The sequence below is a fragment of the Amycolatopsis coloradensis genome, from assembly GCF_001953865.1.
Classification (GTDB): Bacteria; Actinomycetota; Actinomycetes; order Mycobacteriales; family Pseudonocardiaceae; genus Amycolatopsis; species Amycolatopsis coloradensis.
In genome coordinates this window covers 259,980-274,362 of sequence record NZ_MQUQ01000014.1, presented here as the reverse complement: position 1 = coordinate 274,362, position 14,383 = coordinate 259,980, and the positions used below count along the sequence as shown (strand labels likewise).

Here is a 14,383-nt window from a genome sequence, read left to right as displayed (position 1 = left end):
CGCCTCGACGCTCACACGAAACCCCGCTCGGTCCACGGCTGGCGAAGGTTTCGCAGCGCGTGCGCGGCGTCCAGCGCGGCGACGGTCGCTTCGTAGCCCTTGTCCTCGACGGAGCCCGGCAAGCCGGACCGGTCGAGGGCCTGCTGCTCGGTGTCGCAGGTGAGCACACCGTTGCCGACCGGGGTGCTCTCGTCGAGCGCCACCCTGGTCAGGCCCGCGGTGACCGCGTCGCAGACATACTCGAAGTGCGGGGTCCCGCCCCGGATGACCACGCCCAGCGCGACGACCGCGTCGTGCGTGCGGGCCAGTGCCTGCGCGGCGACGGGCAGTTCGACGGCGCCCGCGACGCGTACGACCGTCGGCTCCTCCTCCAGGTCGGCCACCTTGGCCGCCGCGAGGGCGCGTTCCAGCAGGGCGCTCGTGATCTTCGTGTGCCAGCGCGTGGCCACGATCCCGAGCCGGATGTTCTTACAGTCGGACAGGTCGAGTTCGACGTCCGGACGGCCCTCGCCGCTCACCGCGTGCCACCTCCGTTGCCCTGGTCGACTTCGGCGCCGACCTGGTCGAAATGCTCAAGCTGGGACAAATCGTGCCCCATCCGGTCCCGTTTGGTCTTGAGGTAGCGCAGGTTCTCCGGGTTCGGCGAGATCGGCAGCGACACCCGGCCGGTGACGCGCAGGCCGTAGCCCTCCAGCCCGACGCGCTTGGCCGGGTTGTTCGTCAGCAGCCGCATCGAGCGGACCCCGAGGTCGCACAGGATCTGCGCGCCGGTGCCGTAGTCACGCGCGTCGGCGGGGACGCCGAGTTGCAGGTTCGCGTCGACGGTGTCCGCGCCCGCGTCCTGCAGCTGGTAGGCCTGCAGTTTGTGCAGCAGCCCGATGCCCCGGCCCTCGTGACCGCGGATGTAGAGCACGACGCCGCGGCCTTCCTTGGCGACGGCTTCGAGCGCCGCCTCCAGCTGCGGGCCGCAGTCGCAGCGCAGCGAGCCGAAGACGTCGCCGGTGAGGCATTCCGAGTGCACGCGCACCAGGATGTCCTCGCCGTCGCCGATCTCGCCGTAGACGAACGCGATGTGCTCGATGCCGTCGAGGAGGCTGTCGTAGCCGACCGCGCGGAACGTGCCGGCCGAAAGCGGGATACGGGCCTCGGCGACCCGCTCGACCTGCTTCTCGGTGCGGCGCCGGTACGCGATCAGGTCGGCGATGGTGATCATCTTGAGGTCGTGGTCCGCGGCGAAGACCTCGAGTTCGTCGCGGCGGGCCATGTCACCCTCGTCCTTCTGCGACACGATCTCGCAGAGCACACCGGACGGCGAAAGACCGGCGAGGCGGGCCAGGTCGACGGAGGCTTCGGTGTGCCCGGGGCGCCGCAGGACACCGCCCTGCTTGGCGCGCAGCGGGACCACGTGGCCGGGCCGCCGGAAGTCCGACGCCGTGGACGCCGGGTCGGCGAGCAGGCGGACGGTGTGCGACCGGTCGGCCGCGGAGATGCCGGTGGTGATGCCCTCGGCGGCGTCGACCGTGACGCTGTACGCGGTACCGCGCTGGTCCTGGTTCGTGTGGTACATCGGCGGCAGATCGAGCCGGTCCGCCTCGGCCTCGGTCAGCGCCACGCAGACGTACCCCGAGGTGTAGCGCACCATGAAGGCCATCAGTTCGGGCGTGGCCTTCTCCGCCGCGAAGATCAGGTCGCCCTCGTTCTCGCGGTCCTCGTCGTCCACCACGACGACCGGACGGCCCGCCTTGATGTCGGCGATCGCCGCCTCGATGGCTTCGGCGTTCACGGCCACCCCGCCTCCACAGGGGGTCAGACCCGCCGACCCCGGAATCGCACTCGTCTCACTCACGCCCGCTCCTCCGTACCGCCATTGTCCCCCTGCGTGCGCAGATGCGGCATGGCCAGCTTCTCGACGTACTTGGCGACCACGTCGACCTCGAGATTCACCAGGTCACCCGGCTGGTTTCGGCCGAGGGTGGTCAGTTCGAGAGTGGTCGGGATCAAGGCGACGGCGAACTCCTCGTCGGTCACCGAAGCGACCGTGAGGGAGATGCCGTCGACCGCGATCGACCCCTTCTCGACCACGTACCTGGCCAGTTTCCCCGGCAGGGCGAACGTGGTCAGGCCCTGCTCGTCCCGCTTGAGGAAGACGCCGGTGCCGTCCACATGCCCCTGCATGATGTGCCCGCCGAGCCTGCCGCCCGCCGGCGTCGCGCGTTCCAGGTTGACGACGTCGCCGACGTTCACCTTCGCGAGGCTGGAGCGCTGCAGGGTTTCGTGCACGACATCGACGGTAAACTCACCGCCCGCCACCGCGACCACGGTGAGGCACACGCCACTCACCGCGATGGAGTCACCGTGGCTCGCGTCGCTGGTCACCAGGGGCCCCCGCACGGTCAGCCGCGCGGCGTTCGGGACCTGCTCGACCGCGGTGACCTCGCCGAGTTCCTCGACAATGCCGGTGAACACTCCTGCTGCCCTCCTCATCGGTCGCACCGTCGCTGGAAACGGTGCTCCCCTCATCCAACACCCACCGGCACCGATTCCTTCTCCTGACCCGATGGCGGCCCAGAAGCCGGGATCAGCCGCGGATGCGGGCCGCCTGCTCGCGCAGCGCCGCGACCGCCTTACCAGGGTCTTCGGCGCCGTAGACGGCGGAACCGGCGACGAAACAGTCCACACCGGCCTCGGCGGCCCGCTCGATGGTGTCGGCGTTGATCCCGCCGTCGATCTCGACGACGAGCTTGAGGTGACCGGTGTCGACCAGGCGCCGGGCGGTGCGCACCTTGTCGAGGACACCCTCGATGAACGACTGGCCGCCGAAGCCGGGCTCGACCGACATCACCAGCAGCGTGTCGTAGTGCTTGAGGGTGTCGAGGTGGTCTTCGATCGGGGTGTTCGGCTTGATCGACAGACCGGCCTTCGCCCCGGCGGCACGGAGGTTCTTCGCCAGCGCGACAGGGTCGTGCGCCGCCTCGACGTGCACGGTGACGTTGTAAGCGCCCGCTTCGGCGTACCCGATTGCCCACTTGTCGGGGTTCTCGATCATCAGGTGGCAGTCGATCGGAACGTCGGTGGCCTTGATCAGCGACTGCACGACGGGCAGGCCGAGGGTCAGGTTCGGCACGAAGTGCGCGTCCATGACGTCGACGTGGACCCAGTCCGCGCGAGTGTCCCCCTCGCCCGCGACGGCGCGGATCTCGTCGCCGAGCCGGGCGAAGTCCGCGGAGAGGATGCTGGGTGCGATCAAAGGTCGGTGAGCCACGCGCCCGAGTGTAGGAGGACGCCGCTGACACCCGCTAACCGGCTGTGACCGGCGTCCCGCTCTTGAGGATGACGGGAAATGGCACCGCAGTGGGAGGTGCGCGCACGCGGCGCCGAATAGCGTTCCCGTCATGGTCAACCCCTTGAAACCCCTGGTGCGGATCGGCAGCTATCGGAGTGTGCCGTTCGGGCTGCTCGGCATGGCGATCACGGCGATCCCGTTCCCGATCGCGCTCATCCCCGCCGTCCTCATCCCGGGCGACGTGAGGGTGAAGATGGTCTACGGCATGCTCGCCATGGGCCTGCTGGTCGCGCTGGCGGGCTTGCCGGGGCCGATGCGACGGGTCGGCGTCTGGTTCGCCAACCAGATGCTGGGCACCCGGATCGCGCAGCCCCCGCCGAACACGAAGGTCGCCTGGGCCGAGCGCTGGCGCTCGGCCGCCTGGCTGCTCGCGCACACCGTGCTCGGCTGGGCGCTGTTCGGCCTCGGCTCCTTCCTGATGCTCGGCTTCGTGTTCGCCGCGGTGTGGACGGGAGGCGGCGGCAGCCCGATCCAGGTCTTCGGGGAACCGGTGACGGTCGAACCCGGCACCGGCGGGCTGTGGACGCTGCCGCTCGCGCTGGTCACCCTCGTCGTCATCGCGTACGTCCTCATCGGTTTCACCAGGCTCTTCCAGTACTGCGCGGTCGCGTTGCTGGGGCCGTCGGCCGCCGAACGGGTCGCCGCGGCCGAGGTCCGGGCGAACCACTTCGAGCAGCGCAACCGGCTGGCCCGCGAACTGCACGACTCCATCGGGCACACGCTGACGACGTCGACCATCCAGGCCGCCGCGGCCGCCGAACTGGTCGATTCCGAACCGCGGCTGGTGCGCAAGGCGCTGGGCACCATCGAGGAATCGTCCCGGGCGGCACTCGAAGACCTCGACCACGTCCTCGGCCTGCTGCGCGAGGACCGGTCGTCCCGCGAGCCCGAACGACGTCTCATCGAGGCCGCGACGCTGGCCGAACGGGCGCGTTCCGGCGGGGCGGTGATCGACTACGAGCTGACCGGCCCGGCCGCCGAACTGCCCGCGACCCTTTCGCGGGAGGCGTACCGGATCGTCCAAGAAGGACTGACGAACGCGTTGCGGCACGCGCATCCCGGGCCGGTGACCGTACGGGTCGCGGTGCTGGCGGACGCGTTGCGGATCGAGATCGTGAACCCGCTCATGGAGATGGCCGCCACGTCGGATCGCGGCGGCAACGGGTTGCCAGGGCTGACCGAACGCGTCGAGGCGCTGCGTGGCGAACTCGTCGCCGGGCCCGCCATCGACGGGGAACCGCTGTGGCGGCTGGTGACCACGATCCCGCTACGGTCGCACGCATGACACTGCGTGTCCTGATCGTCGACGACGAACCGTTGCTGCGCGCCGGATTGCGCTCGCTGCTGGAAAACCAGCCCGATCTGACCGTGGTCGGCGAGGCCGGCGACGGCGGCGAGGTGGTGGACCTGGTCCGGCGGACGCGTCCCGATGTGGTCCTGATGGACGTCCGGATGCCCGGCGTGGACGGGATCGAAGCGACCCGGCGGGTGCTGGCTGAAGATTTCGACCCGCCGAAGGTGCTCGTGATCACGACGTTCGACAACGACGACTACGTCTACGACGCGCTGCTGGCCGGTGCGAGCGGGTTCCTGCTGAAGCGGGCGCGCAAGGAGGAGTTCGCGCACGCCATCCGGACCATCGCCGCCGGGGAGACGCTGCTCTTCCCGGACGCCATCCGGCGGATGGTCACCGCGCGCCCGGCGGCGTCGGGACTCGCGCCCCGGCCGTCGTCGCTGACCAAACGGGAGACCGAGGTACTGCGGCTCATCGCCACCGGGATGTCCAATGTGGACATAGCGGCCGATCTGGTCATCAGTCTCGAAACCGTCAAAACCCATGTGGGCAACATCTTCGGGAAACTGGGCGCGGCCAACCGCAGCCAGGCGGTGGTCTTCGCTTACGAGACCGGGATCGTCGCACCAGGCCACAGCCTGCGTTAGCGGACGGCCGTTGTTCCGCTCGCGTTCATCCGGAAAACCCCGGCCGCACACATGCGCGGTGACTAATGGGACTGCCCTGTTCCCCAGTAATCCCAAGGAGTTTTCGATGGCTTCGCTGTTCACCGGACGGCGCAAATGGCTCGCAGGCGGGGCGCTGGGCGTCACGCTGATCGCGCTGGCGCCCGCGGCGCTCGCCGCCGGCGACGACGCCCGTCTCGCGGCCGCCCAGGGCGACCGCACGCAGGACGTACGCGCCGCGATCAAGGGCGGCGGCGCCCGCAACGTCATCCTGTTCATCGGCGACGGTATGGGCCAGTCCGAGATCACCTCGGCACGGAACTACGAACGCGGCGCGGCCGGACGGCTCGCGATGGACGAACTGCCGCTCACCGGTGACTACACGACGTACGCGGTCGAGAAGAACAACCCTTCGAAACCCGACTACGTGACCGACTCCGCCGCCTCCGGCACCGGGTGGGCCACCGGCGTGAAGACCTACAACGGCGCGATCTCCGTCGACCCGTACGGCAACGCCGTCCCGTCGATCCTCGAAATCGCCAAGCGTTCGGGTCTGCGCACCGGTGACGTCACCACGGCCGAGGTCCAGGACGCCACCCCCGCGGTGCTCGGCTCGCACGTCGTCAACCGCGACTGCAAGGGCCCCGACGAGACCAGCAAGAAGTGCGCGGTCAACGCCAAGGAGAACGGCGGCGCCGGTTCCATCGCCGAGCAGCTGGTCCAGACCAAGCCGGACGTCCTGCTCGGTGGCGGCGCGAAGTACTTCGACCAGAAGGTCAAGGCCGGGAAGTTCGCCGGAAAGACCGTGCTGGATCAGGCGAAGTCGGCGGGCTACCAGGTGGTGAACACCGCGGCCGACCTCGCCGCGGCCAAACCAGGCCGGCCGTTGCTCGGCCTCTTCGCGCCCGGCAACCTGCCGGTCAACTGGACCGGTCCGGCCGCGAAGCTCGGCGGCACCCCGCCGAGCCGCTGCACGCCGAACGCGGGCCTGCCCAAGACCCAGCCGAAGCTGGCCGACCAGACCCGCAAGGCGATCTCGCTGCTCGACGACCGCCGCAAGGACAAGGGTTTCTTCCTCCAGGTCGAGGGCGCGAGCATCGACAAGCAGGACCACGCCGCCGACCCGTGCGGCCAGATCGGTGAGACGATCGACTTCGACCAGGCCGTCGCGGCCGGGCTCGCCTACGCCCGGAGCAACCCCGACACCCTGGTGATCGTCACCGGCGACCACGGCCACACCAGCCAGATCATCGGCAACGGCACGGCCAGCCCCGGTCAGACCGCGACGCTGGTCACCAACGAGGGCGCGAACATGACCATCAACTACGGCACCGGGATGCCCGGTTCGTCGCAGGACCACACCGGCACGCAGATCCGCGTCGCCGGCTACGGACCGCAGGCGGCGAACGTCGTCGGGCTGACCAACCAGACCGACCTCTTCGGCACCTTGAAGCGCGCTCTGCGCCTGCGCTGACGAGGTGGGGCAGGCCCCCGTTGAGGGGTGGGGGCCTGCCCCATGGCCGCCCGATCGCGGCCTCCCTAACTTTGCATCATGCGGAAAACCTTGCCAGGTAAGAAGATCGTCGCCATCGGCTCGCTGATCGCGTTGCTGGCCACCACCACCGCCGCACCGGCGCTCGCCGTGACCAAGCCACACGACGAAGTCGACAAGGCACTGAAAACGCTGGTGCGGGACGGAGTCCCCGGCGCGCAGGCGACGGTGACGAGCGCGTCCGGGCGGACTTGGTCGGAACGCGAAGGCGTCGGGAACATCGAAACCCGGACACCGTTCCCGCGCGGCTCGAACTTCCGGGCGGCCAGTGTCACCAAGACGTTCGTCGCCGTGGTGGTGCTGCAACTGGTGGCCGAAGGAAAGGTCCGGCTGGACACGCCGATCGACCGGTATCTGCCCGGTCTCGTGCGCGGGAACGGCAACGACGGCACCAAGATCACCGTCCGGCAGCTGCTCCAGCACACCAGCGGGCTCTACGACTACGTGCGCGACCTCGACATCGAGGAGTGGCGGCACCGTGGCGCCGAGCCGGGAGAACTGGTGGCGATCGGCCTCGCGCATCCGCCGTTGTCCGCGCCCGGCACGAAATGGTCGTACTCCAACACGAACTACATCATCGCCGGGATGCTCATCGAAAAGCTCACCGGCCGCTCCGTCTCCGCGGAGATCCGAAGCAGGATCGCCAAACCGCTCGACCTGCGCGACACCTACCTGCCGCAGCGCGGCGACGAAAGCATTCCCGCCCCGCACCCCCGGGGCTACGCGCCGGGCCTCGTCGACTTCACCGAGTTCGATCCGTCTGCGGCCGGGGCTTCCGGTGGGATCATTTCGACCGCCGAGGACCTGAACCGCTTCTACGGCGCGCTCACCGACGGCCGCCTCCTGCCGCGTGCCCAGCACGCGGAGCTACAGCGGACGGTGCCCGCCGACCTGGGCATCCCCGGTGCCGCGTACGGACTCGGGATCGCGTCTGTGCCGTTGTCCTGCGGCGGGACCTTCTGGGGCCACGGCGGGAACATCGTCGGCTTCGCGAACCTTTCGGGCGCCGTCCCGCACGGCAGGCGGGTGAACGTCGTCGCCAACCTGGACCCGCTGCCCGAAGGAGCGTCCGCGCATCTCGCCAAGGCGCTGGACACGGCGTTCTGCGCTCGCTAAGGGAGCAGGTCCAGCACGGAGGTCCAGGACGCGTCCGGAGTGAGCCTCGCGGTGGTGACACCGGCGGCGGCCAGCGTGTCGAGATGGCGCCGCCACGCCGGATGATGCACCCGCGTGTCCTGGATCTGGTAGCCGAGCACGATCGTGATGCCCGGCGTGCCGAGAACGTCGCCGAGCAGGGTCAGCGCCTGGTTGTCGGCGATGCCCAGCGCGAGTTTCGCCACGGAGTTCGCGGACGCCGGCGCGAACAGGAACACCGTCGGATCCGGATGCGGGCGGGGTTCGCCCGGCAGCCGGGAGGTACTGCGGACCGGCAGCTTGGTGACCTTCTCCAGGTCACCGAGCCCGCCGGTCTTCTCCAGCCAGCGGGCCGCGGTCGGGGTCAGCGTGATCGCGAGTTCCCAGCCGCGGTCGGCGGCCGGTCCCGCGAGCTGCGCGGCGAACCGGGTGTCCAGTCCGCCGCACGAGCTCGCGACCAGGCCGAGAACCCCGCTCACCCCGCGGAATCCGGCTTCCGCAGGACGGCGCAGAACATCGCGTCCGTACCGTGGCGGTGCGGCCACAGCTGGACGTACGGGCCGTCGCCGAGCTGCGGGACGCCGGGGAAGAACTCGCGAGCGTCGACGATCTCGGCGCCGGCGCGGCGCGCGGTCTCCCCCACGACGCCTTCGGTCTCGGCCAGATGCGGCGAGCAGACGACGTAGGTCACGATGCCACCGGGGCGGACCAGGTCCAGCGCCGCGACGATGAGCTGGCCCTGCAGCTTCGTCAGGTCCGAGATGTCACTGGGCTGACGGCGCCAGCGCGCTTCCGGCCGCCGCCGCAGCGAGCCGAGGCCGCTGCACGGCGCGTCGACCAGGACTCGGTCGTAGCCCGGTTCGAGGCCGGTCTCGCGGCCGTCGGCGACGTGGATGGTCACCGGAAGCCCCTGGACGGCGTTCTCGATCAGCTTCGCGCGGTGCGGCGCCTTCTCGACTGCGTCCACCGTGGCGCCGCTGATCGCCGCGAGCGCGCCCAGCAGCGCGGCCTTGCCACCCGGGCCGGCGCACAGGTCAAGCCAGCGCTCGTCGGAGCCGGTGAGCGGGACCTTGGTGACGGCGACGGCGCACAGCTGGCTGCCCTCGTCCTGCACGGCGGCCAGCTTTTCCTTGATCGGCTCGATGTCGCCGGGGTCGCCGGAGCCCGCGGGCATCCGGACGCCGTAAGGCGAATACGGGGCCTCGTCGCCACCGGTGATGGCGGCCAGCTCGTCGGCGCTGATCTCGCCGGGACGGGCGACCAGGTGCACGTCGGGGCGGTCGTCGTCGGCCTCGAGCGCCGCCTTCAGCTCGGGTCCCTTGTCCCCCAGCGCTTCCGCGAACGACCGCGCGACCCAGCGGGGGTGCGCCGTCCGCAGCGCGTAGGCGCCGATCGGGTCGACGGCCTCGTCGGGGGCCAGTTCGTTCAGCCAGGTCTCTTCGTCCTTTTCGGACACCGAGCGCAGCACCGCGTTGACGAAACCCGCGATCCAGGAACCGACTTCGGCACGGACGAGGTCCACAGTGGACCCGACGGCGGCGTGCTCGGGGATACGGGTGCGCAGCAGCTGGTACGCGCCGAGGCGCAGCCCGTCCAGCACCACGGCGTCGACCTTGGCCAGCGGACGGTCGACGAGGCAGGCCTCGATGACGGCGTCCAGCATGCCGACCGCGCGGCAGGTCCCGTAGGTCAGTTCGGTGGCCAGCGCCGCGTCACGGCCGGAGATCCGGCGGTTGCGCAACAGCTGCGGCAGCACCAGGTTGGCGTACGCGTCGTCTTCCCGGACCGCGCGCAGCACGTCGAAGGCGACCTGACGGGCCGGGTCGATCTGCGGTGGGCGGCTGGGCCCTTCCTTACGCGGGCCCGGACGACCTCGCTCCGGCCTCGATGGCCGGCGTTCCCTACGCTCGTTCACTGCAGGCGCTCTCCTTGTTCGATCCTCGTACCGCGCGCCCAGTCGGTGGCCGCCATCCGCTTCTTCCCCTGCGCCTGCACTTCGCCCAGCCGCACCGGTTTCGACGCCGTGCCGACCAGGACCCGCTTGCGCTCCACGACCAGTTCGCCCGGCGGGGGCCCCGGCTCGTCGACGACCGTCACCGGGCCGAGCTTCAGCCGCTCGCCCCGGAACTCCGCCCACGCGCCCGGTTCCGGGCTGACCGCGCGGATCTGCCTGTCGACGGCCGTGCCCGGGTCGGCGAACGAGACGCGCGCGTCCTCGACGGTCACCTTGGGCGCGTAACTCACGCCGTCGCTCGCCTGCTCGACCGCGCGCAGCGTGCCGTCGGCGATTCCGTCCATCGTGGACACGAGCAGCTTCGCCCCGGACTCCGACAGCCTGCCCAGAAGTACCCCGGCGGTGTCGGTGGCGGTGATCTGCTCGGTGATTACGCCGTAGACCGGGCCCGCGTCGAGTTCCTTGACGATGCGGAACGTCGAGGCGCCGGTGATCTCGTCCCCGGCGCGGATCGCGGCCTGGACCGGCGCGGCGCCGCGCCACGCGGGCAGCAGCGAGAAGTGCAGGTTGACCCAGCCGTGCTCCGGGATGTCCAACGCGGCCTGGGGCAGCAGCGCCCCGTACGCGACGACGGGGCACGCGTCGGGGGCGATCTCCGCGAGCCGGGCGAGGAACGCGGGGTCACTCGCCTTCGGCGGGGTCAGCACCTCGATCCCGTGCTCGTCGGCCAGCGCGCCGATCGGGGATCGCACGACACGACGGCCACGGCCCGCCTGGGCGTCCGGACGGGTCACGACGGCGACGACCTCGTGCCGTTCGGACGCGAGGAGCGCGCGCAGCGACGGGACGGCGGGTTCGGGGGTACCGGCGAAGACGAGGCGCATCAACGCACCTCCACCGGGGGGACGGGTACCTCTGACTGGGCGAACATCGCTCTGCAGTCTATGTCGCGCGCTGACGGAAACCTTTCGCAGGGCGCGACACCGCCGTCACGTCACGCAGGCGTGGAGGGCGCCCTGCAAAATGTCGCCATGGCCTTCGGCCAAAAGAGGCGCGCGACGGTGAAGTCTCCTGTCGCGCTGACGCGCTCCCAGGAGACATCTGCCGGTCACCGGCGATCGTCGGTGCCTACCTGGGCGGCCAGGGCAGGACGACGGCCGCCGAGCCCCCACCCCGCCGGGTCGGTTCGGCGGCCGCGAGCCACCGCCCGTCCCGCAGCCGTTCGACCCCGGTCGCGGCCCCGATCTCGGCGGGCGCGGTCGAGAAGCCCTGCTGTTTGGCCTTCAGCGCCGCGAGCACCTCGGTCTGGTCGAGGAACGGTTGCTCGACCTGCGCGGCCGCCGAGTTCCGCTGCGAGGCACGCGGTTCGGCGATCGCGTCGACCAGCTTCAGGCCTCGGTCGATGCGGCCGGTGAGGATCTGCAGCACCGTGGTGATGATCGACGCGCCACCGGGCGAGCCGACGGCGAGCAGCGGCTTGCCGTGGTCGAGCACGATGGTCGGCGCCATCGACGAACGCGGCCGCTTGGCCGGGCCTGGCAGGTTCGGGTCGGGCACGCCCGGCGTCACCGGGGTGAAGGAGAAGTCGGTCAGTTCGTTGTTGAGCAGGAACCCGCGGCCCGGCACGACGATCCCGCTGCCGCCCTCCTGCTCGATGGTCAGCGTGTAGGCGACGACGTTGCCCCACCGGTCGGCGACCGTGAGATGGGTGGTGTTCTCGCCCTCGTACGGCGTCGGCGCGGAGTTCGTCCCGGCGGCGCACGGCACCGGCTTGCGCGGGTCGGCGGGCGCGACCGGGCTCGTCCCGGCCTTCGCGGGATCGATCAGGCACGCGCGGCTGTCGGCGAACTTCTGGCTGATCAGTTCCTTCGCCGGGACGTCGACGAAGGCGGGGTCACCGATCCACCGGTTGCGGTCGGCGAAGGCGTATCGGGTCGACTCGAGGAAGTAGTGCAGGTAGTCGGCCTTCTCGAGCTTGCTCAGCTTCTTGTTCTCGAGGATGTTCAGCGCCTCGCCGACGGTCAGCCCACCGGACGACGGCGCGGGCATGCCGTACACGTCGAGGCCGCGGTACTCGGTCTTGGTCGGCTTCCGCTCCACCACGCGGTACTTGGCGAGGTCGGCCGCGGTCATGTCGCCGGGTCGCGCGTTCAGCGTCGAGGCGGGGTCGACCGGCGGCTTCCGCACGGTGTTCACCACGTCCGCGCCGATCGGCCCCCGGTAGAGGACGTCGGTGCCCTTCGCGGCGAGTTGCGCGTACGTACCGGCGAGGTCCGGGTTCTTGAACGTCGTGCCGACCGCGGGCGGCGCCCCGCCGGGCAGGTACAGCGACCGGGTCGACGGGAACGCCGAGAAGCGGGCGGCGTTGTTGGAGACCTGGGTGGCGAAGGTCTGATCGACGGTGAAACCCTTGCGAGCGAGTTCTTCGGCGGGCTTGACCGCCTTCGCCAGCGACTTCGTCCCCCACTTGCGGAGTGCTTCCTGCCAGGTGGCGGGCGTGCCGGGGACGCCGACGCTGAGCCCGCTGGTGACGGCCTCGGCGAACGGGATCGCCTTGCCGTTCTCGACGAGCAGGTTCTCGTCCGCGCTCGAAGGCGCGGTCTCGCGGCCGTCGAGGGTGTGCACCTTGCCGCTGCGCGCGTCGTAGTAGACGAAGAAGCCGCCACCGCCGAAACCGGCGGAAAACGGGTCGGTGACGCCCAGCGCGGCGGCCGTCGCGACGGCCGCGTCGACGGCGTTGCCGCCCTCACGCAGGATCTTCGTGCCGATCGCGGTCGCGTCCACGTCGATACTCGAGACGGCGCCCAGATAGCCGACGGCGACCGGAGGCTTGGGCGTCGGTGGAGCCGCTGAGGCGGTACCCGGCGCGGCGGCACCGACCAGAGCGGCGATCGCGGTGACTGCGGTGATGCGTCCCAGAGTGCTTCTGTGCGCGGCCATGGCGCGAGTCTGCCCCGCCTGTCCACCCCGGACAAGACCCCGCCAGGTCCCGCTCAGACCTGCGAAGGTCGGTAGTGCGGCCCTGCCGGGATGAGCAGAATGCGGTCCATGAAGACTCCCGGCAGGCGATGGAGCGCGCTCCTCCCGCTGCTCATCGCCCTCCCCGTCCTCGCGGTCCCCGGCGTCGCACGGGCCGAAACCGTACGTGACTGCTTTGACGACTCCGCGACGATCACCGTCGAGGAAAAGCGGCTCACCGCGACGATGCCGTCGGGCGGTCCCGCGGTCGGCCCGGAACTCGTCCGGCTCGCCGGGTTCGACAAGCTCGTCTCCGACTTCACGACGCGGCTCTGCGCGACGAAGACCGCTTTGCGCGCGGAGAAGCTCGCGGAGACCGCCGGTGACGGGCTCTGGCGGACCGCCGTCGACCGCGCGCAGGGCCGCCGTCCCGATCTCGGCGATATCGACAAGGCCGACGACCGCCCGCTGTATTGGGCGCGTTTGCAGATGAGCAAGGCACTGCGCCAGTGGACGCCGCGCTTCACGCTGTCCGCGCCTGCCCGCGCAGAGCTGCTGAAGACGTTCGACTTCGGCGCGCGCGGACTCGACGACTCCCGTTTTCCGTCCAGCCCCAAGCTGCGCCGGGTGATGGTGAGCGGGTTCGACCCGTTCACGCTCAACGGCGCGGGCGTCCGCATCGCGAATCCGTCGGGCGCGGCCGCGCTGCACCTGGACGGCAAGGTGATCCAGACGCCGGCCGGGCCCGCGCTGGTGCAGGCCGTGTCTTTCCCGGTGGTGTGGAGCTACTTCGACACCGGCATCGTCGAGGCGGCCTACGGCCAGGCGCTGAAGGACCGCCTCCGGCGTCCGGAACTGATCGTGACGATCAGCCAGGGCCGTCCCGGCCGGTTCGACATCGAGCGGTGGGCCGGTGCCTGGCGCGGTGGTTCGCCGGACAACCTCGACGAGTCCGTCCGCGGCCAGGTCCCGCCCGCGCGCGGCTGGCCGCAGCCGGACGGCCAGTTCATCGAAACCACGCTGCCGTACGAAAAGATGCTCGCCGCGCCCGCCGGGGCATACCAGGTCCTGTACAACCAGGCGTTCTGCGTGTGGCCGGACAGTGACCGGCCGGGAACCGGAACGGCCGTTTGCCGGACGGACGCGCCGAAACCCGGCGAGATCGCGGCTTCCGGCGGCGGCGGTAACTATCTCTCGAACGAGTCTCAATATCGCGTGAACCGGCTGCGCACGGGACTGGGCCTGACCGGGATCGCGGGCGGGCACCTGCACACACCTGTCCTCGGCACGCCCGCCGATCCTTCGGCGCTGACCGACACCGACTTCGAGGGACGCCGAGCTGCGATCTCGTCGCAGATCGTCACGCTGCTTACCGCCGCCCTCGGCGGCTCCGCCGCGAAGCCCGCTACGCCCGCCCCAGGCACTTCGCCCCGCGCCGACGTCCTCGCCACCCTCGGCACGACGCTCTAACCCATGCGTTTCG

13 protein-coding genes are annotated in these 14,383 nt (G+C 70.6%); 5 read left to right on the top strand and 8 right to left on the bottom strand.

Translation table 11 applies throughout. From position 1 onward, the window contains the following. Positions 1-11: 11 nt before the first annotated feature. From ribH to rpe, 4 genes are all read right to left on the bottom strand, one after another. Complete coding sequence (gene ribH, locus BS329_RS25190) at positions 12-518, bottom strand: 6,7-dimethyl-8-ribityllumazine synthase (RefSeq protein WP_076163717.1); 507 nt, start codon at positions 516-518, stop codon at positions 12-14. Beyond that, positions 515-1,789: a bifunctional 3,4-dihydroxy-2-butanone-4-phosphate synthase/GTP cyclohydrolase II gene (locus BS329_RS25185; RefSeq protein WP_208619274.1), complete on the bottom strand. Its 1,275-nt coding sequence runs from the start codon at positions 1,787-1,789 to the stop codon at positions 515-517. The genes ribH and BS329_RS25185 overlap by 4 nt, the downstream gene beginning before the upstream one ends. A gap of 53 nt (positions 1,790-1,842) precedes the next feature. Next, positions 1,843-2,466, bottom strand: coding sequence for a riboflavin synthase (locus tag BS329_RS25180; protein ID WP_076163715.1), 624 nt, complete (start codon positions 2,464-2,466; stop codon positions 1,843-1,845). A 112-nt stretch (positions 2,467-2,578) separates the two neighbouring features. After that, complete coding sequence (gene rpe, locus BS329_RS25175; protein WP_076163714.1) at positions 2,579-3,247, bottom strand: ribulose-phosphate 3-epimerase; 669 nt, start codon at positions 3,245-3,247, stop codon at positions 2,579-2,581. Between the two features lie 145 nt (positions 3,248-3,392). Between rpe and BS329_RS25170 the strand changes: the two genes are divergently transcribed. The 4 genes from BS329_RS25170 (at position 3,393) to BS329_RS25155 (ending at position 7,970) form a co-directional block, all read left to right on the top strand. Then, the gene (locus BS329_RS25170; protein WP_076163713.1) at positions 3,393-4,628 is read left to right on the top strand and encodes a sensor histidine kinase; all 1,236 of its coding nucleotides are present in this window, start codon (positions 3,393-3,395) and stop codon (positions 4,626-4,628) included. Beyond that, on the top strand, positions 4,625-5,284 hold the full coding sequence (locus BS329_RS25165; protein ID WP_076163712.1) for a response regulator transcription factor: 660 nt from the start codon (positions 4,625-4,627) through the stop codon (positions 5,282-5,284). The genes BS329_RS25170 and BS329_RS25165 overlap by 4 nt, the downstream gene beginning before the upstream one ends. Positions 5,285-5,390: 106 nt before the next feature. Further along, positions 5,391-6,776 carry an alkaline phosphatase gene (phoA, locus tag BS329_RS25160; protein WP_076163711.1) on the top strand — a complete coding sequence of 462 codons (1,386 nt, stop codon included), beginning with the start codon at positions 5,391-5,393 and terminating at the stop codon, positions 6,774-6,776. 78 nt (positions 6,777-6,854) lie between these two features. Beyond that, the gene (locus BS329_RS25155) at positions 6,855-7,970 is read left to right on the top strand and encodes a serine hydrolase domain-containing protein (protein WP_076163710.1); all 1,116 of its coding nucleotides are present in this window, start codon (positions 6,855-6,857) and stop codon (positions 7,968-7,970) included. On the opposite strand, the gene BS329_RS25150 is transcribed toward BS329_RS25155, so the two are convergent. The 4 genes from BS329_RS25150 to ggt form a co-directional block, all read right to left on the bottom strand. Next, complete coding sequence (locus BS329_RS25150; protein WP_076163709.1) at positions 7,967-8,467, bottom strand: flavoprotein; 501 nt, start codon at positions 8,465-8,467, stop codon at positions 7,967-7,969. The genes BS329_RS25155 and BS329_RS25150 overlap by 4 nt on opposite strands. Continuing rightward, positions 8,464-9,903, bottom strand: a complete 1,440-nt coding sequence (locus tag BS329_RS25145; protein ID WP_143253187.1) for an RsmB/NOP family class I SAM-dependent RNA methyltransferase — start codon at positions 9,901-9,903, stop codon at positions 8,464-8,466. The genes BS329_RS25150 and BS329_RS25145 overlap by 4 nt, the downstream gene beginning before the upstream one ends. After that, the gene (gene fmt / locus BS329_RS25140) at positions 9,900-10,826 is read right to left on the bottom strand and encodes a methionyl-tRNA formyltransferase (RefSeq protein ID WP_076163708.1); all 927 of its coding nucleotides are present in this window, start codon (positions 10,824-10,826) and stop codon (positions 9,900-9,902) included. Before fmt ends, BS329_RS25145 begins: the two co-directional genes overlap by 4 nt. A gap of 244 nt (positions 10,827-11,070) precedes the next feature. Further along, complete coding sequence (gene ggt, locus BS329_RS25135; RefSeq protein ID WP_076163707.1) at positions 11,071-12,882, bottom strand: gamma-glutamyltransferase; 1,812 nt, start codon at positions 12,880-12,882, stop codon at positions 11,071-11,073. A gap of 99 nt (positions 12,883-12,981) precedes the next feature. Here ggt and BS329_RS25130 point away from each other — a divergent pair, with 99 nt between their 5' ends. Then, positions 12,982-14,370: a hypothetical protein gene (locus BS329_RS25130; protein WP_076163706.1), complete on the top strand. Its 1,389-nt coding sequence runs from the start codon at positions 12,982-12,984 to the stop codon at positions 14,368-14,370. Positions 14,371-14,383 lie beyond the last annotated feature (13 nt).